The organism is Actinacidiphila sp. bgisy167 (assembly GCF_057707665.1).
This window is the reverse complement of sequence record NZ_JBYIQP010000055.1, coordinates 1-13,296: the sequence shown is the minus strand read 5'-3', so window position 1 is coordinate 13,296 and position 13,296 is coordinate 1. Positions and strand designations below refer to the sequence as shown.

The window sequence follows — 13,296 nt, the reverse complement described above, 5'->3', positions numbered from 1 at the left end:
GCCAGCTCACGCACCGGTTGCACATCGACCGACGGCTGTCTGCCGCCCCGGGCGGGTGAGGCGTGGCCGGTATGCGACGCATCGCTGCCCCCACGCGGTTGTGCGCGGATAGGGGAGGGGGGTATACAAGAGGGGCCAGCCAAGATACCCCATGGGGGTATACGGTCCTGTGTCCGCAGGGCCCATCGTCGTCCGGAGGAACCCATGACCGCCACTGACCGCACCACCGCCTACGACGTCGCCGGCATGAGTTGCGGCCACTGCAAGGCCACCCTCACCCGGCAGATCGGCGCACTGGACGACGTTCTGTCCGTCGACGTCGACCTGAACACCGGCCGTGTCACCGTGACCACCGCCAACGAACCCGACGACGCCCTGCTCGCCGAGGTCGTCGACGACGCCGGATACGCGCTCACCGGCCGGGCCGCCTGAACCGGCCGTTCCGCGTACCCGCCCCGCCCGCGCGGGGAAAGCCCGACCCGCCCGCCGGCATGTCCAGCCCCCTCGTCCGCCAGCCTGTCCATCCCTCTTGTCAGCTCGAGGAGCAGTGATGACCACCACCGTCCCGCAGACCTCAGAGGTCGAACTCGCCATCGGCGGGATGACCTGCGCCTCCTGCGCCGCCCGCATCGAAAGGAAGCTGAACCGCATGGACGGTGTGGAGGCCACCGTCAACTACGCGACCGAGAAGGCCAAGGTCACCTACCACGGCGACGTAGCCGTGGACGACCTGATAGCCACGGTCGAGGCCACCGGCTACACCGCCACACCTCCCGCTCCTCCCCGCGCCGACGGCCAGGCAGGCGACGGCGGCCAGGACGCGCCGGGGAAGGCTGACGAACTGCTGCCGCTGCGGCAACGGCTGATCACCGCCGTGGCCCTGGCCGTGCCCGTCATCGCGATGGCCATGGTCCCGGCCCTGCAGTTCGAGTACTGGCAGTGGCTCTCGCTCACCCTGGCCGCGCCGGTCGTCACCTACGCCGGCTGGCCGTTCCACCGGGCCGCCTGGACCAACCTGCGGCACGGCGCCGCCACCATGGACACGCTGGTCTCGGTCGGCACCGCGGCCGCGTTCGGCTGGTCGCTGTGGGCGCTGTTCTTCGGCACCGCGGGCATGCCGGGCATGACCCACGGCTTCGAGCTGACCATCGCTCGCAGCGACGGCGCGGGCAACATCTACCTGGAGGCCGCCGCGGGCGTCACCGCCTTCATCCTGGCCGGGCGCTACTTCGAGGCCCGCTCCAAGCGCAAGGCCGGCGTGGCCCTGCGGGCGCTGCTGGAACTGGGCGCGAAGGACGTCACCGTCCTGCGCGGCGGACGTGAGATGCTGATCCCCACCGGGGAGCTGGCCATCGGCGACCGGTTCCTGGTGCGGCCCGGCGAGAAGATCGCCACCGACGGCACGGTCGTCGAGGGATCCTCGGCCGTGGACGCCTCGATGCTCACCGGCGAGTCCGTGCCGGTAGAGGTCACTGTCGGCGACACGGTCACCGGCGCCACCGTCAACGCCGGAGGCCGGCTCGTGGTGGAGGCCACCCGGGTCGGCGCGGACACCCAACTGGCCCGGATGGCCAAGCAGGTGGAGGACGCGCAGAACGGCAAGGCCGCAGCCCAGCGACTCGCCGACAGGATCTCCGCGGTCTTCGTCCCGATCGTCATCGCCCTGGCCCTGGCCACGCTCGGGTTCTGGCTCGGCAACGGCGCAGGCCCGACCGCGGCCTTCACCGCCGCCGTCGCCGTGCTGATCATCGCCTGCCCCTGCGCGCTGGGACTTGCCACGCCCACCGCGCTGATGGTCGGCACCGGCCGCGGCGCCCAGCTGGGCATCCTCATCAAGGGCCCCGAAGTCCTGGAGACCACCCGCAAGGTCGACACCATCGTCCTGGACAAGACCGGCACCGTCACCACCGGGCAGATGACGCTGCTGGCGGTTCACACCGCGGACGGTGTGGACGAGGCAGACGTCCTGCGCTTGGCGGGCGCGCTCGAGCACGCCTCCGAGCACCCGATCGCCCGGGCGGTGGCGAAGGGAGCCGAGGCGAAGGTCGGTCCGCTCCCGGCGCCGGAGGACTTCGCGAACATCGCCGGTCTCGGCGTGCAGGGCATAGTCGAAGGCCACGCCGTCCTCGTCGGCCGCCGGCGCCTGCTCGCCGAATGGGCCATGGACCTGCCCGCAGACCTGGCCCGGGCCGAGGAGGAAGTGGAGAGGGCCGGCCGCACCGCCATCGCGGTGGCCTGGGACGGCGAGGCCCGGGCCGTCCTGGAAGTCGCCGACGCGGTCAAGTCCACCAGTGCCGAAGCCGTCCGGCGGCTTCGGGCCCTGGGCCTGACCCCGATTCTGCTCACCGGCGACAACCAGGCCGTCGCCCGATCCGTCGCCGCCGAGGTGGGCATCGACGAAGTGATCGCCGAGGTACTGCCGCAGGACAAGGTCGCCGTGGTCAAGCGCCTGCAGGGTGAAGGCCGTTCGGTGGCGATGGTCGGCGACGGCGTCAACGACGCGGCCGCCCTGGCCCAGGCCGACCTGGGGCTGGCCATGGGCACCGGCACCGACGCCGCCATCGAGGCCGGCGACCTGACGCTGGTCCGCGGCGACCTGCGGGCCGCCGCCGACGCCATCCGCCTGTCCCGCCGCACCCTGCGCACGATCAAGTCGAATCTGTTCTGGGCGTTCGCCTACAACGTCGCCGCCCTGCCGCTGGCAGCCGCCGGCCTGCTCAACCCGATGATCGCCGGAGCGGCGATGGCGTTCTCCTCGGTCTTCGTCGTCGGCAACAGCCTTCGCCTGCGCGGCTTCGACGCCGCCGACTGACCGCAGGCACCACACCGGCCGGGGCGGGCCACGGCCCGCCCCGGCCTCTCCCCCCGGCCCGCGGCCGGCAGGCCGTTGCCGGAGGACCGCCCCTGCGGTGCCGGGGCAGCAGCCTCGGCACACGGTGACAGTGGGCCGGGCCGTCCCCGCGCCGGGGTCGGCCTTCGTGCCGTGACGGCACTGCGTCGTCTCCAGTTCCGCACGGCCGTGTGCGCCCGGTCGGAAGGACACGCGTGAACCCCCGTGTCAGCGGGGAGGGTCGGCCCGTGTGGGGGCGGTCAGGCGTCCAGCGCCCAGCGCACGTGCCGCTCCTTCGGCACGAAGCCGGCCCTCTCGTAGACCCTGGATGCCCCGGTCGGGTTGGCCGAGTCCACGCTCAGGCTGGCCTTCCCGTAGCCCTGGTCGGCGGCGCTGCGCAACGCGTGCCTGATCAGGCCGCCGGCGACGCCGCGCCTGCGGTAGTCCCGGAGCGTCCCGATGAGCATGAAGTAGGCGTCGCGCACGCCGGTGGCCACCGTGTCGGCCTCCCAGTACAGGGTCACCAGCATGCCCGCCGGGGCCCCGTTCGCCACGTCGCGGAGCAGGAAACTGACCTCGGGACGGAAGGTGTGGTTGATGATGTTGCTCTTCCAGGCGTCCGCGGGCATCGGCACGGCACCCCAGTGGTCCTTGAAGGACTCGTTCCGGATCATCCGGAACTCCTCGTCGTTCCGCTCCGACCACGGCTCCACCCGCAGCCCGTCGGGGATCGCCGCCTCCGGGATCGCGTCACCGAGCGGGTGCTCCATGAACTGGTAGTAGCGGACCGGTGCGAAACCTTGGGAACGGAAGAGTGCGGCCGCACCGTCGATGCGCTCGCACGCCATGACGTGGACCTCGAGCTTCAGCGTCGGCTGATGCATCGCGTGCAGTGCCTTCGCGCCCGCGATCCCCGCCTTCAGCAGCACGGTGCCGACACCCTGGCGCCGGTGGTCCGGATGCACGCCGCCGTCGACCATGACCCGGTGTACGTCCTCGGCGGTCGGCTTGTAGGTCGCCTTCACGTAGCCGACCATCACGTCGCCGTGGAACGCGGCGAGGCTCGCGCGCTCCAAGTCCGCGTGCGGATCAACCAGTTCCTGGAGGACGTCCGCCTCGTCGTAGTTCTCGCCGATCTTGTCCTCGGCCTCGATGGCGTTGAGGAGGTCGGCTGAGGCCTTCGCGTCGCCCGTGGTGAGCGGTCGCCACGTCAGGGTGCTGGATCGTGAGTCCACGATGTGAACATTAGGAACCACGCCGGCGGGCTGTCGAGTCGAATTTCGGAGCCCGGCCGAACCCGGCTCCACGTCACCGCCCGCGCCCGCTCCTGGAAACCGTCGCACCCAAGACGGCCGCCGCCGTCCGACAGCAAGCCCAGCACCAGCCGCCCGGCTCGCAGGCGGGGTTCGTTCGGGAGAAGCGGCCCGCGATGCGGCCCGTGGCCGCAGCGAACGCCTCCCGCCACCGGGCGGGATCTATGCTGTGACCTGCGGCCACCATCTCGTCGTCAGAACGGTGGCCGCACTCGCCTGCCCACCGGACCCGACCTACGAGCGTTCGGTGAGCAACTCCGCCAGGCGGTCCGCGAACTCGGTGAGCCAGTCCAGCCGCGGTCCACTGCGGGCGATACGGAAACCGTGACGGCGACCCCAGAACGCCGCCTGGACGGCATGGAACTGGGCCCACCGCTGGACGCGACCGCGGTCGAGTTGCGCGGCCTCGGCGAAGACGTCCAAGACCCGGTGGACGGCCTTGCGCAGGTCATCCGCTTCGAAGAGCGCCAGCGCGCGGGACTTGAGCAGTGTGCCGCCGTCGTAGGCGGGATCTCCCGCGTACCCTTTGGGGTCGACAGCCAGCCACGGCTCCCGACCGGCACGCAGGATGTTCCGGGCATGCAGATCGCCATGGATGAGGGTGTCGGGCTGGGCCCGGCCCAGTTCCCTCACGGTAGCCACCGCGGCGCCCAGCACCTGGCGCGGAAGTGCATGCGGCAGTTCCTCGGCATCCTTGCACAGCTGCTCCTCCCAGGCGTCGGCCTGCTCACGCAGCCGGGGCAGGCCGGGGGGTGAAGCTTCCCCAAGGCCAGGTAGTTAGGGGATTTCCAGCGCTGTCAAGGGGTTCATGCAGGTCCGCAGCAGCAATACAACGGAGCCCTCGTTGTACTGCACGTCGTCCAAGACAGCAGTCAGGAGAGCTCCGTTGGCCCTACATTGTGCACCACCTACGACAGACGGGGTCTCAGAGGGACTGATCGCTTCGTCGCGGGGCCGGTACGCGCCCGCACACCTGGGTGAGTTGGGCGCTCTGCTGCCACCGGAGCTGGTCGACGCCGTGCTGGAGGAGCACGGTGGCCGGCACTCACGGCTCCGTGATCTTCCTTCGCGCTGCGGGGTGTACTTCGTGCTCGCGATGTGCCTGTTTCCCGAGGTCGGCTACGGCCTCGTATGGCGTAAACTCACTGCCGCACTGAGACAGTTTCCCCTGGTGGACCCGACGGCGAAGGCCCTGCGCGATCTACGTCGGCGTATCGGCGTCACCCCGATCCGGGCCGTGTGCGAGACCGTGACGGGACCGCTCGCCCAACCTTCCACCCCAGGGGTGCCGGCCGGTACCGCACCGTCTCCTTCGACGGCTGCTCCGCGATCAAGCTCCCCGACAGCGGCGCGAACCAGGCGGCCTTCGGCCGGCACGGCGGCTGGCCGATGCTCCGGCGGATGACCCTGGTCGAGACCGGCACCCGGGCACTGATCGGCTCCACCTTCGGTCCGCCCAGCGAGGGCGAGGCGGCCTACGACCGCCGCCTGCTGCATCTGCTGACCCCGGACATGCTCGTGCTGTGGGACAAAGGCTTCGACGCCAACGACTTCCTCGCCGAGACGACCGCCACCGGCGCGAAAGTGCTGGGCAGACTCAAGTCCAACCGGATCACCCCCATCCTGGCCCGCCTCGACGACGGCTCCTACCTCTCCCGGATCGGCACCGTCGCCGTCCGCGTCATCGAGGCCCGATCACCGTGACCTGCGCGGACACAACCACCTTCACTGGTTCCTACCGACTGATCACCACGCTCACCGACCCCCGACGCCACCCCGCCCGCATCCTCATCGCCCTCTACCACGAACGCTGGGAACACGAATCCGCGTACTACGCACTACGGCACACCATGATGAACGGCCGCGTCCTGCGCTCGAAGGACCCAGCCGGAGTCGAACAGGAAATGTGGGCCACCCTCACCCTCTACCAGCTCCTGCGCACCGTCATGGTCGACGCCGTCGAGACCCGACCGGGCACCGACCCTGACCGGGCCGGTTTCACCGTCGCCCTCCAGACAGCCCGCGACCAGCTCATCCTCGCCGCACCCGCCACAGGCGGCCTGGGACGGGCCACCGAGATCGGCCGCTGTGTCCTCGACGCCCTGCTCCCCGACCGCCGCCCACGCGTCAGCACCCGCAAGGTCAAATCCACCACCGTCCGCTACGCGGAGCGCCTCAACGACGGCCGCCCCGACCACTCCACCCCGATCACCCACCTCACCACGGAGGTCCTGCCCCCTCCCGAACACAGCCAATACCCCAAGACCACCACGGACGAGCGCACCCTTCCCAGGGCATCGCCCCAGCGCCGCAGCGAGAAAATCATCGGCTTCCTGCGCTCCGAACCGGACCGGGCCTGGACCGCCAAAGAACTCTCACGCCGCCTCGGCGACATCACCGTCCAGTCCATCTACCGTCAGCTCAGCCGCCTGGCCGACCGCGGCCTCATCATCAAGACCAGCCCCGGCGCCTACACCCTCCCAACCCCCTTGACACCGCTGGAAATCCCCTAACTACCTGGCCTTGGAAGCTTCCCCTTGATCGTGGACACCTGGAGACTGGGATCTTGAGGTTCCAGAGGAAGTAGCACCAGGTGGGAAGCAAGTACACGAAGCGGTACACCGAGGAGTTCAAGCGGGACGCGATCGCGCTCGTCGATTCCTCGGGTAAGACGGTCACCGCGGTCGCTCGGGAACTCGGCATCAGCTCCGAGTCCCTGCGCGGCTGGTACCGCCGGGCGAAGGCTGACCAGGGCGAGGGCACGTCCGGTGATCTGACCAGCGCCGAGCGCGAGGAGCTCAAGCGACTACGCAAGGAGGTCCGCGAACAGCAGCAGACGATCGAGATCCTGAAAAAAGCGACGGCCTTCTTCGTGAAGGAGAACGACCGGTGAGCGAGCTGTACCGGTTCATCCACACGGAGAAGGCGAACTATCCGATCATTCTGCTGTGCAGGGTCCTGCGCGTGGCCCGCTCCTCCTACTACGCCTGGCGCGAAGGCGAAGCCGCCCGCCGCGCCCGGCGGGCCGCCGACGACGCGCTCGCACACGAGATCACCGTGCTGCACATCGCTTCCCGGCACACCTACGGCGTCCCGCGCATCCACGCCGAACTGCGCCGCCTGGGCCGACGGGTGAACCGCAAGCGCGTCGCCCGCGTGATGCGTGAACGCGACATCCGCGGCGTCACCCGACGCAGACGGCGCTCGCTGACCCGGCCGGACGCGAAGGCGAAGCCGGCCCCGGACCTGATCGGCCGCGACTTCCACGCCGAGCACCCCGGGACCAAGCTGGTCGGCGACATCACTTACCTGCCCACCGCCGAGGGCTGGCTCTACCTCGCCTGCTGGCTGGACCTGGCCACCCGCGAGGTCGTCGGCTACGCCATGGCCGACCACCACCGCGCCGAGCTGGTGGTCGACGCTCTCGACATGGCCCACGGCCGAGGCGGACTCGAGCCCGGCTGCGTGGTCCACAGCGATCACGGCAGCGAATACACCTCGACCCAATTCCGTGAGCACATAGGGAGGTTGGGGCTGCGACAGAGCTGCGGACGCACCGGATCATGCTTCGACAACGCCGCCGCGGAGAGCTTCTGGGCCCTACTCAAGGAAGAGATCGGCACCCGCACGTGGCCCGACCGGGCCACCGCCCGCGCCGAGGTCTCCTCCTTCATCGAGACCTTCTACAACCGCCGCCGCCTACGCAAACACCGCACGTTCGGCTACCTCACCCCGGCCGAAACCAGGCAACGGCACCAGCACACCCTCGCGGCATAACGATCACGTGTCCGAGATCACGGGGAAACTTCACCTTGGTATTAGCCCTGTTCAGGGGGCATTCCAAGGCGGTTCGGCGGCACCCTGCGGTTCGACCGTAGCCATGCCGGGGCTGGAGCCAGCGGGTCCATTGCAGGACCACAAGGGAGATGACGAGGGGCCTGTCAAGCAGCACGCTGAAGCGGGCGCGGCGGGAGCGTGCGGTCATCCCGAGGATATCGTGCAGTGCGGTGCCGTCCTCTGCCCAGCGCCGGAGTCTGGCGTGGTCAGACCACTGCACTCCGTGCCGGTCGCCCCAGGCGGCCCATAGCCGCTTGATCAACACCGGCAACGTTCGTGGTCAACGCACTGGATCAGCCGCGACAGCCAGCGCGGTGACCAGCACGCTGTCCTCCGTCCGCGATGGTGCGGCGGACGATGTACTGGCGCCCGTTCGGTCCGGCGATCACGGCCCAGTCGTAGGTGCGGAATCCCTTCGTTTTGATCCCGTATGCGCGCCGGGAGAAGTCTCCGGGCCGCAGGTGTGACGCGAGGTTGTCCCACCGGGCCTGGAGCACCGCGGGCGACGGCAGCGGACCTTGTAAAAGCCCCGGCCTCAGAGATCGAGCTGGTATTCGTACGTGGTGTGCGTAGGCCGGTAGCCGAGAGCATCGTTGACCCGGCGGATACGCGGATTGTTGTCGGCCGTGTCCGTGAGCAGACCGCCGAGCAGGGGGTACCGCTCACGGGCGTGCCGAACGGAAGCTGCCTTCATCCAACGGCTCAGGCCGTGACCGCGGTGTTCGGGTAGGACGGCGGTCCCGTAGTGCTGGGCGTCTCCGGTGCCGCCCCCGGGGATGGCCAGTTCGGTGTACCCGGCGATGGAGCCGTCTCCTTCGGCGATGGCGACGACGGTGTGCAGGACGTCACCTCGCTTCTCGACGGCAGTGACGGCGGTTCGGACGCGTTCCAGGTCCCAGGGAACGACACTGAAGTCGACGCCGCCCGTCGGTGTGTCGTTCATGGCGTGTCGTGATGCGACGAATGTCTCGGCGAGTGGGTCCGGGACCATGCCCTCCCAGGAAGCGAGACGGTACCCCGGGTGCGGCTCCTCCATGATCCTGCCCAGCGCCAGGGGGTCCGCGTCGCGGAGGGAGAGCCGGGCGGAGGTAAGGGACAGGACTCTGCGGAAGTCCCGGGCCGTCAGGAACGCCTCCCCCAAGGATCCGGCCCTGACATGGCTGATGATGCGCCGCCGGTCGTGTTCGCGTGCGGCGGCCGTTGCCGCGTCAAGGAGAAGGAAACCGGTGTCCTCCTGCCGCTCCTGCGGGTGGATGTGCAACCGCAGGTCGGCAAGATCGTGCTGCCCGGCACGCATGAACAGGCGAAGGAATGCGGACCCGACCGGCGTGTCGTCGGCGCCTGACGCCAGCCACACCAGTCTGCGGCTGGACGGGCTGGCATCGGGGTCGATCAGCGCTGTGATGCTGGCAGGCATGTCGTCTCCTGGGCGAACGGTTCGTGGCCCTGCTGGCAGGCACCCGGTCGCTGTCGCACCGGGTCGGGGTACGTCAGCGGGTGTGGCTTGCCGCGCCGAGCAGCTTCCGCAAGGTGCGGCTGACGGAAGCCGGGCCGGGTTGGGTGCCGCCGGGGGCGGCCGTCCAGTCGTGCGCGGCGTCGGCGAAGGTCTCCCGCGCCGACGGGATCTCCGGCGTCACGTGTGGGGCCGGCAGCTCCGCCTGCCGGGCACGGGCCGTGCGTCGGAGGTCCTGTGCGGTGAGGGTGTCGAGCTTCGCCCGGACGTGCTCGAGCAGCGCGGCGCAGGCGTCGGCGATCGCGGCGTCCCCCAGAGGGCGTGCAGGCAAGCTGAGGCCTTCGGTCAGCTGCTCTTCGAGGGCCAACCGCAGATCCCGCACGGAGACATCGCGGATGGTCAGCGACAGGTGGGCGGAGAGTCCTGCCGCTCCCACAGCCCGGTGGGCGAATGCCCTGGGTATGTACAGCACGCTGCCGGGGTTCAGGACGGTTCGCAGCAACTGCGGGGAGCGCTCGTCGTCCGGGAGTTCGCCCAGTGCCCAGTCCGGGGCCGTCGGCGCGTCGTGGACGTACCAGGTCTTGCTTCCGGCTGCCTGCAGGACGAACACGTCGGCGTCGTCGCGGTGAACGGCAAGCCCCTGACCGCCCGGGGGGGTAACGAAGAAGAACGCTTCGACGCGTCGGCCGGTTTCCTCCGACAGGCGGGCGACCAGGTCCCTGGTGGCGGGGTGCCATGATCGACGCGCCGCAGTAGCAATGTCGCACCGGCACGCAGGAGGGAGAAGACTTTGGAGCGGTCGGCGAAGCCGTGATGGGTCGTGCCGTGGACCACTCGTGAGGTGGTGTAAGCGGCGGCAGGGACGACCACTTTGTCCGCGCGGACCATCTCGACGTACGGGGTGCCCAGGAGGCCGCCCTCGAAGGCGGCGTCCAGTTCGACGAGATCGAACGGCGTGGAGAATCCGTCCGGTGTGAAGACCGAAGGCCGGCGTTGCCACTGCTGGAGAGCGAAGGTCTCGATGTCGCCGACCCAGTCGGCCAACATGGACGATTTCATGGTGCTTCCGGTACTTGTCGAGTGTCCGTCGATCCGCGAGGGTGAGGCTGCGGGGCCGCGGGGCTGCGTCCCCAGGGCGGTGCACGCAGCCACTCGCACGTGCCTACGCCGCTGCCACTTCCGCCGTGAACCGGACGGAGAGCAGAGAGCGCAACGGAATGTGCGTCTGCTGCTCGGGGCTGTGGAGGGTGATCCGGTTGTCCAGGGCGACGTTCAGCAGACGTTCGGCCAGCGGCACAACCAGGTGTTTGGCCCAGCAGCGAGCGCCTTCGAAGCCGAAGGGCATGAAGGCGGAGGTCTTTTCCGGATCCCCGACCCCGTGCCATCGCTCCGGCCGGAACTCCAGCGGATCAGACCAGTGGTCGGGATCCCGGTGCATCAGCAGCGGGAAGAGGGCGATGTTGTCCTCTGAGCGGATGTCGGGGTGCAGTCCGTCGTACACGTCCCCGCCGCTGCGGAGCAGCATCCACGCGGGCGGGAGGAGCCGCAGCGTCTCCCACAGAACGGCGGTCAGTTCCGTTCTGGGTACGTCAGATCTTTCCGGTCCCATGAGCCACAGGCTGTTGGCGACCAACGCGGCCACTCCATCGGACAGGGTGGCCGTCGCCCGCCGGTAGAGCGCGATGGCCTGCCGCCTCTCCCGGGTGTCCGCTGCGTCGACAATCTGCCGGCCCAGCATGCTCCCTCGTCCTTCGCCGCCGGATCCCGGCCAGACCGTGACCGCGCGGTCGACCACCTGGGAAAGCAGGTCGGAACTGGTGATCCGACGCTTCCGCAAAAGCGACATCGGCAGGGGGTCGGACGCGAAAAGCCACTCTCGCAGATATGAGGACGCGGCGTAGGGCCACTCACCCGACAGCCGCTGCGCCGGAGGAGGGGCCGTCTCGACACCCGCCATGACGTCCCGGCCCAGCGCGTGAATGGAGCGCGTGGCACTGTCGTGACCGATTTCAGCACCCGCGGCAGGCTTGAAGACCGAACGTTCCTTGGCCAGCACCGGGCGCGCCGCGACGACAGCAGATACAAGGGGAAAGTCGGATACGCCGACCATGGTGCCGTCGACCCGGAAGACCTTCGTCTCTCTTGTCAGCAGATCCTGGATCTGCCGATCGTATCGAATTCCGTAGTGACGATGAGCCGCCACGGTCACTGGGTTCGACTCCATGCGAATCCGCCTCCTTCGGGGTGGCGCCGAAAATGTACTCAGTGTCGCGCCGAGATTTCGCCGACACGAAGGGGGGAGAACCGCCGCTCCGCAGCGACCCGGCAGATCAGATGTGCCGCGGCCGCCGCTGACAAGGGCAGTTGAAAGCCTGGATCAAAAGGTGCCGCCGATGACGGCCGGAGCCGCGGCCTCGGCCGCCATCGGCAGCGGCGCATCAGATGACGTGGTAGGGCCACGCGTTGCTGGCCAGGTTGTCGGCCGGCTTGAACTTCTTCACGAGCGCCTGGATCATCTTCATTTCGTTTCCTTTTCTCCGTACACGGACATGCCGAAGCAATCCGCATCGGTTTCCTTGGTCGGCATTCCGGACTGGAGGCCGAACAGTCCTCATGAAAACCTACCCGGCGGCGGAAGGGGACTGCCCCTGATGTTTCCCTGACGCCGGACCAGCCGTTCTTGATGTCCTTGGGCCGACGTGGAGCTGGTTGAAGTCCGCCGCGACGGGCATGCGCTCGGACTTGCTCGCCGCACGTCGTCGTTCAACCTCGATTCCGTAGGGGTCTGATGGGTTCTGCTGGTCCGGCGTCAGGCCCTGATGTGTCCGGCCGGTCGGGTCGGAGGCCTTCGCATGCGCTGCGGGGGCGTCGGCTTCCATGGAGCCGAGGGGTGCTTCGCTCTCCTCCTTTCTTACTTCGGCGGGGTGGTGGCCGTCTGTCAGGAGATGGCCGGGAGTTCGTGGGCTCGTTTCCAGACGGTGGTGCATCCCTCGAGAACGGTGTCATCGCCCACGGTGCCCGTGCCGTCGTGCTCACCAAGGAGCCGGGTCTCGCCAGACTCCTGTCGATCAAGAGGCACCACCGAGGTCGAAGAGCGCTTCAGCGGCCAGGAGTTCGCTCCAGTGACCGACGCGGACGCCGAAGACCGGCTGATGGCGGCCGTGGCGCTGGACGAGGCGATCTCCGAAGCCGTGGGGCGGCAAGGAGAGCTGCGGACGGAGCTCGCCCTGCGGACGAGGGCCGAGGCCGAGCTCGACGTCGGTGACATCACCCGCGTGGCACACATCTTCACCGGCCGGGAGGACTACCCCAAGGGGATCCTCGATCCCATGGGACTCCGCACCGATCAGGGGCTGCTCGAATTCGGGCGCGGGCCGGGGCGCATGACGGCAGGGCAGTTGCAGGTTTCGGGGTCGTGCGGTTGGTCGGGTAGTGACCGGTTGGGGTGCATAGCAGAACAGGCACGGGCTTCGTGGTCATTGTGGTGTCTGAAGCCCGATGATCACGAGGTGGCCCGTGCCTGCTGCCATATCTTCTCCTGTCCCCGCCGTGCTGGTGAAGCTGGGGCCGCTTGACGCTGACCGAGTCGCTGACCTGCGCCCCTACCCCGACGCGGTGCCCGACCCGCTGCTGGCGGTCATCGGCATCCGCCGCCGTCCACTGAGGTGGCGGCGCGCTCCGGCACAGTCCACCGCCGAGGGCGCCTCCACCGTTCACACGGGGACCGCACCCCGGGCCGCAACCTCGCCATCGGTGTCCTGAAAACCCTCGGAGCCGACGACATCGCCAAGCCCACCCGGGCGATCCGCGACGAACCCAAACGAGCACTCCCCATGCTGGACATCACCAACAAACCGGACACC

Annotated in this window: 10 protein-coding genes and 4 pseudogenes; 8 read left to right on the top strand and 6 right to left on the bottom strand. The window is 69.1% G+C overall.

Features of this window, described 5'->3' with window-relative positions; genetic code table 11:
- Positions 1 to 204 precede the first annotated feature (204 nt).
- Both AC3ET4_RS20500 and AC3ET4_RS20495 read left to right on the top strand, forming a co-directional pair.
- Entirely contained in the window at positions 205 to 432 is a 228-nt protein-coding gene (locus tag AC3ET4_RS20500; protein ID WP_431951436.1) for a heavy-metal-associated domain-containing protein, read from the top strand.
- 118 nt (positions 433 to 550) lie between these two features.
- Positions 551 to 2,812, top strand: coding sequence for a heavy metal translocating P-type ATPase (locus AC3ET4_RS20495; protein WP_431951434.1), 2,262 nt, complete (start codon positions 551 to 553; stop codon positions 2,810 to 2,812).
- 278 nt (positions 2,813 to 3,090) lie between these two features.
- On the opposite strand, the gene AC3ET4_RS20490 is transcribed toward AC3ET4_RS20495, so the two are convergent.
- The 3 genes and pseudogenes from AC3ET4_RS20490 to AC3ET4_RS20480 all read right to left on the bottom strand — a co-directional run.
- Positions 3,091 to 4,065, bottom strand: a complete 975-nt coding sequence (locus tag AC3ET4_RS20490) for a GNAT family N-acetyltransferase (RefSeq protein ID WP_431951432.1) — start codon at positions 4,063 to 4,065, stop codon at positions 3,091 to 3,093.
- Between the two features lie 125 nt (positions 4,066 to 4,190).
- Positions 4,191 to 4,327, bottom strand: a pseudogene (locus AC3ET4_RS20485) (IS701 family transposase); the annotation flags it as partial.
- Positions 4,328 to 4,377: 50 nt separating this feature from the next.
- A pseudogene (locus tag AC3ET4_RS20480) lies at positions 4,378 to 4,911 on the bottom strand (aminoglycoside phosphotransferase family protein); the annotation flags it as partial.
- A gap of 169 nt (positions 4,912 to 5,080) precedes the next feature.
- Here AC3ET4_RS20480 and AC3ET4_RS20475 point away from each other — a divergent pair.
- From AC3ET4_RS20475 to AC3ET4_RS20465, 3 genes and pseudogenes are all read left to right on the top strand, one after another.
- Positions 5,081 to 6,656: pseudogene (locus AC3ET4_RS20475) on the top strand (IS4 family transposase).
- An 80-nt stretch (positions 6,657 to 6,736) separates the two neighbouring features.
- Entirely contained in the window at positions 6,737 to 7,036 is a 300-nt protein-coding gene (locus tag AC3ET4_RS20470) for a transposase (RefSeq protein WP_431951430.1), read from the top strand.
- Positions 7,033 to 7,920 carry an IS3 family transposase gene (locus tag AC3ET4_RS20465; protein WP_431951428.1) on the top strand — a complete coding sequence of 296 codons (888 nt, stop codon included), beginning with the start codon at positions 7,033 to 7,035 and terminating at the stop codon, positions 7,918 to 7,920. Before AC3ET4_RS20470 ends, AC3ET4_RS20465 begins: the two co-directional genes overlap by 4 nt.
- 595 nt (positions 7,921 to 8,515) lie before the next feature.
- On the opposite strand, the gene AC3ET4_RS20460 is transcribed toward AC3ET4_RS20465, so the two are convergent.
- The 3 genes from AC3ET4_RS20460 to AC3ET4_RS20450 all read right to left on the bottom strand — a co-directional run bounded on the left by AC3ET4_RS20460 (position 8,516) and on the right by AC3ET4_RS20450 (position 11,657).
- Positions 8,516 to 9,397 (bottom strand): GNAT family N-acetyltransferase, encoded by an 882-nt coding sequence (locus AC3ET4_RS20460; protein WP_431951426.1) that lies wholly within the window; start codon positions 9,395 to 9,397, stop codon positions 8,516 to 8,518.
- Between the two features lie 73 nt (positions 9,398 to 9,470).
- Positions 9,471 to 10,433 (bottom strand): JmjC domain-containing protein, encoded by a 963-nt coding sequence (locus tag AC3ET4_RS20455; protein WP_431951424.1) that lies wholly within the window; start codon positions 10,431 to 10,433, stop codon positions 9,471 to 9,473.
- A 162-nt stretch (positions 10,434 to 10,595) separates the two neighbouring features.
- A complete protein-coding gene (locus tag AC3ET4_RS20450) occupies positions 10,596 to 11,657 on the bottom strand; it encodes a cytochrome P450 (protein WP_431951422.1) in 1,062 nt (353 codons plus the stop codon).
- A gap of 169 nt (positions 11,658 to 11,826) precedes the next feature.
- Between AC3ET4_RS20450 and AC3ET4_RS20445 the strand changes: the two genes are divergently transcribed.
- From AC3ET4_RS20445 to AC3ET4_RS20435, 3 genes and pseudogenes are all read left to right on the top strand, one after another.
- Positions 11,827 to 12,096 (top strand): hypothetical protein, encoded by a 270-nt coding sequence (locus AC3ET4_RS20445; protein ID WP_431951420.1) that lies wholly within the window; start codon positions 11,827 to 11,829, stop codon positions 12,094 to 12,096.
- Between the two features lie 459 nt (positions 12,097 to 12,555).
- Positions 12,556 to 13,008: a hypothetical protein gene (locus tag AC3ET4_RS20440; RefSeq protein ID WP_431951418.1), complete on the top strand. Its 453-nt coding sequence runs from the start codon at positions 12,556 to 12,558 to the stop codon at positions 13,006 to 13,008.
- 90 nt (positions 13,009 to 13,098) lie between these two features.
- Positions 13,099 to 13,296 (top strand): annotated as a pseudogene (locus AC3ET4_RS20435) (hypothetical protein); the annotation flags it as partial.

What these genes read in the sequence shown, in the direction of transcription:
- AC3ET4_RS20500 (WP_431951436.1), top strand. Translation starts at nt 205, where the DNA reads ATGACCGCCACTGACCGCACCACCGCCTACGACGTCGCCGGCATGAGT.
- AC3ET4_RS20495 (WP_431951434.1), top strand. Translation starts at nt 551, where the DNA reads ATGACCACCACCGTCCCGCAGACCTCAGAGGTCGAACTCGCCATCGGC.
- AC3ET4_RS20460 (WP_431951426.1), bottom strand. Translation starts at nt 9,397, where the DNA reads ATGCCTGCCAGCATCACAGCGCTGATCGACCCCGATGCCAGCCCGTCC.
- AC3ET4_RS20450 (WP_431951422.1), bottom strand. Translation starts at nt 11,657, where the DNA reads ATGGAGTCGAACCCAGTGACCGTGGCGGCTCATCGTCACTACGGAATT.
- AC3ET4_RS20445 (WP_431951420.1), top strand. Translation starts at nt 11,827, where the DNA reads ATGACGGCCGGAGCCGCGGCCTCGGCCGCCATCGGCAGCGGCGCATCA.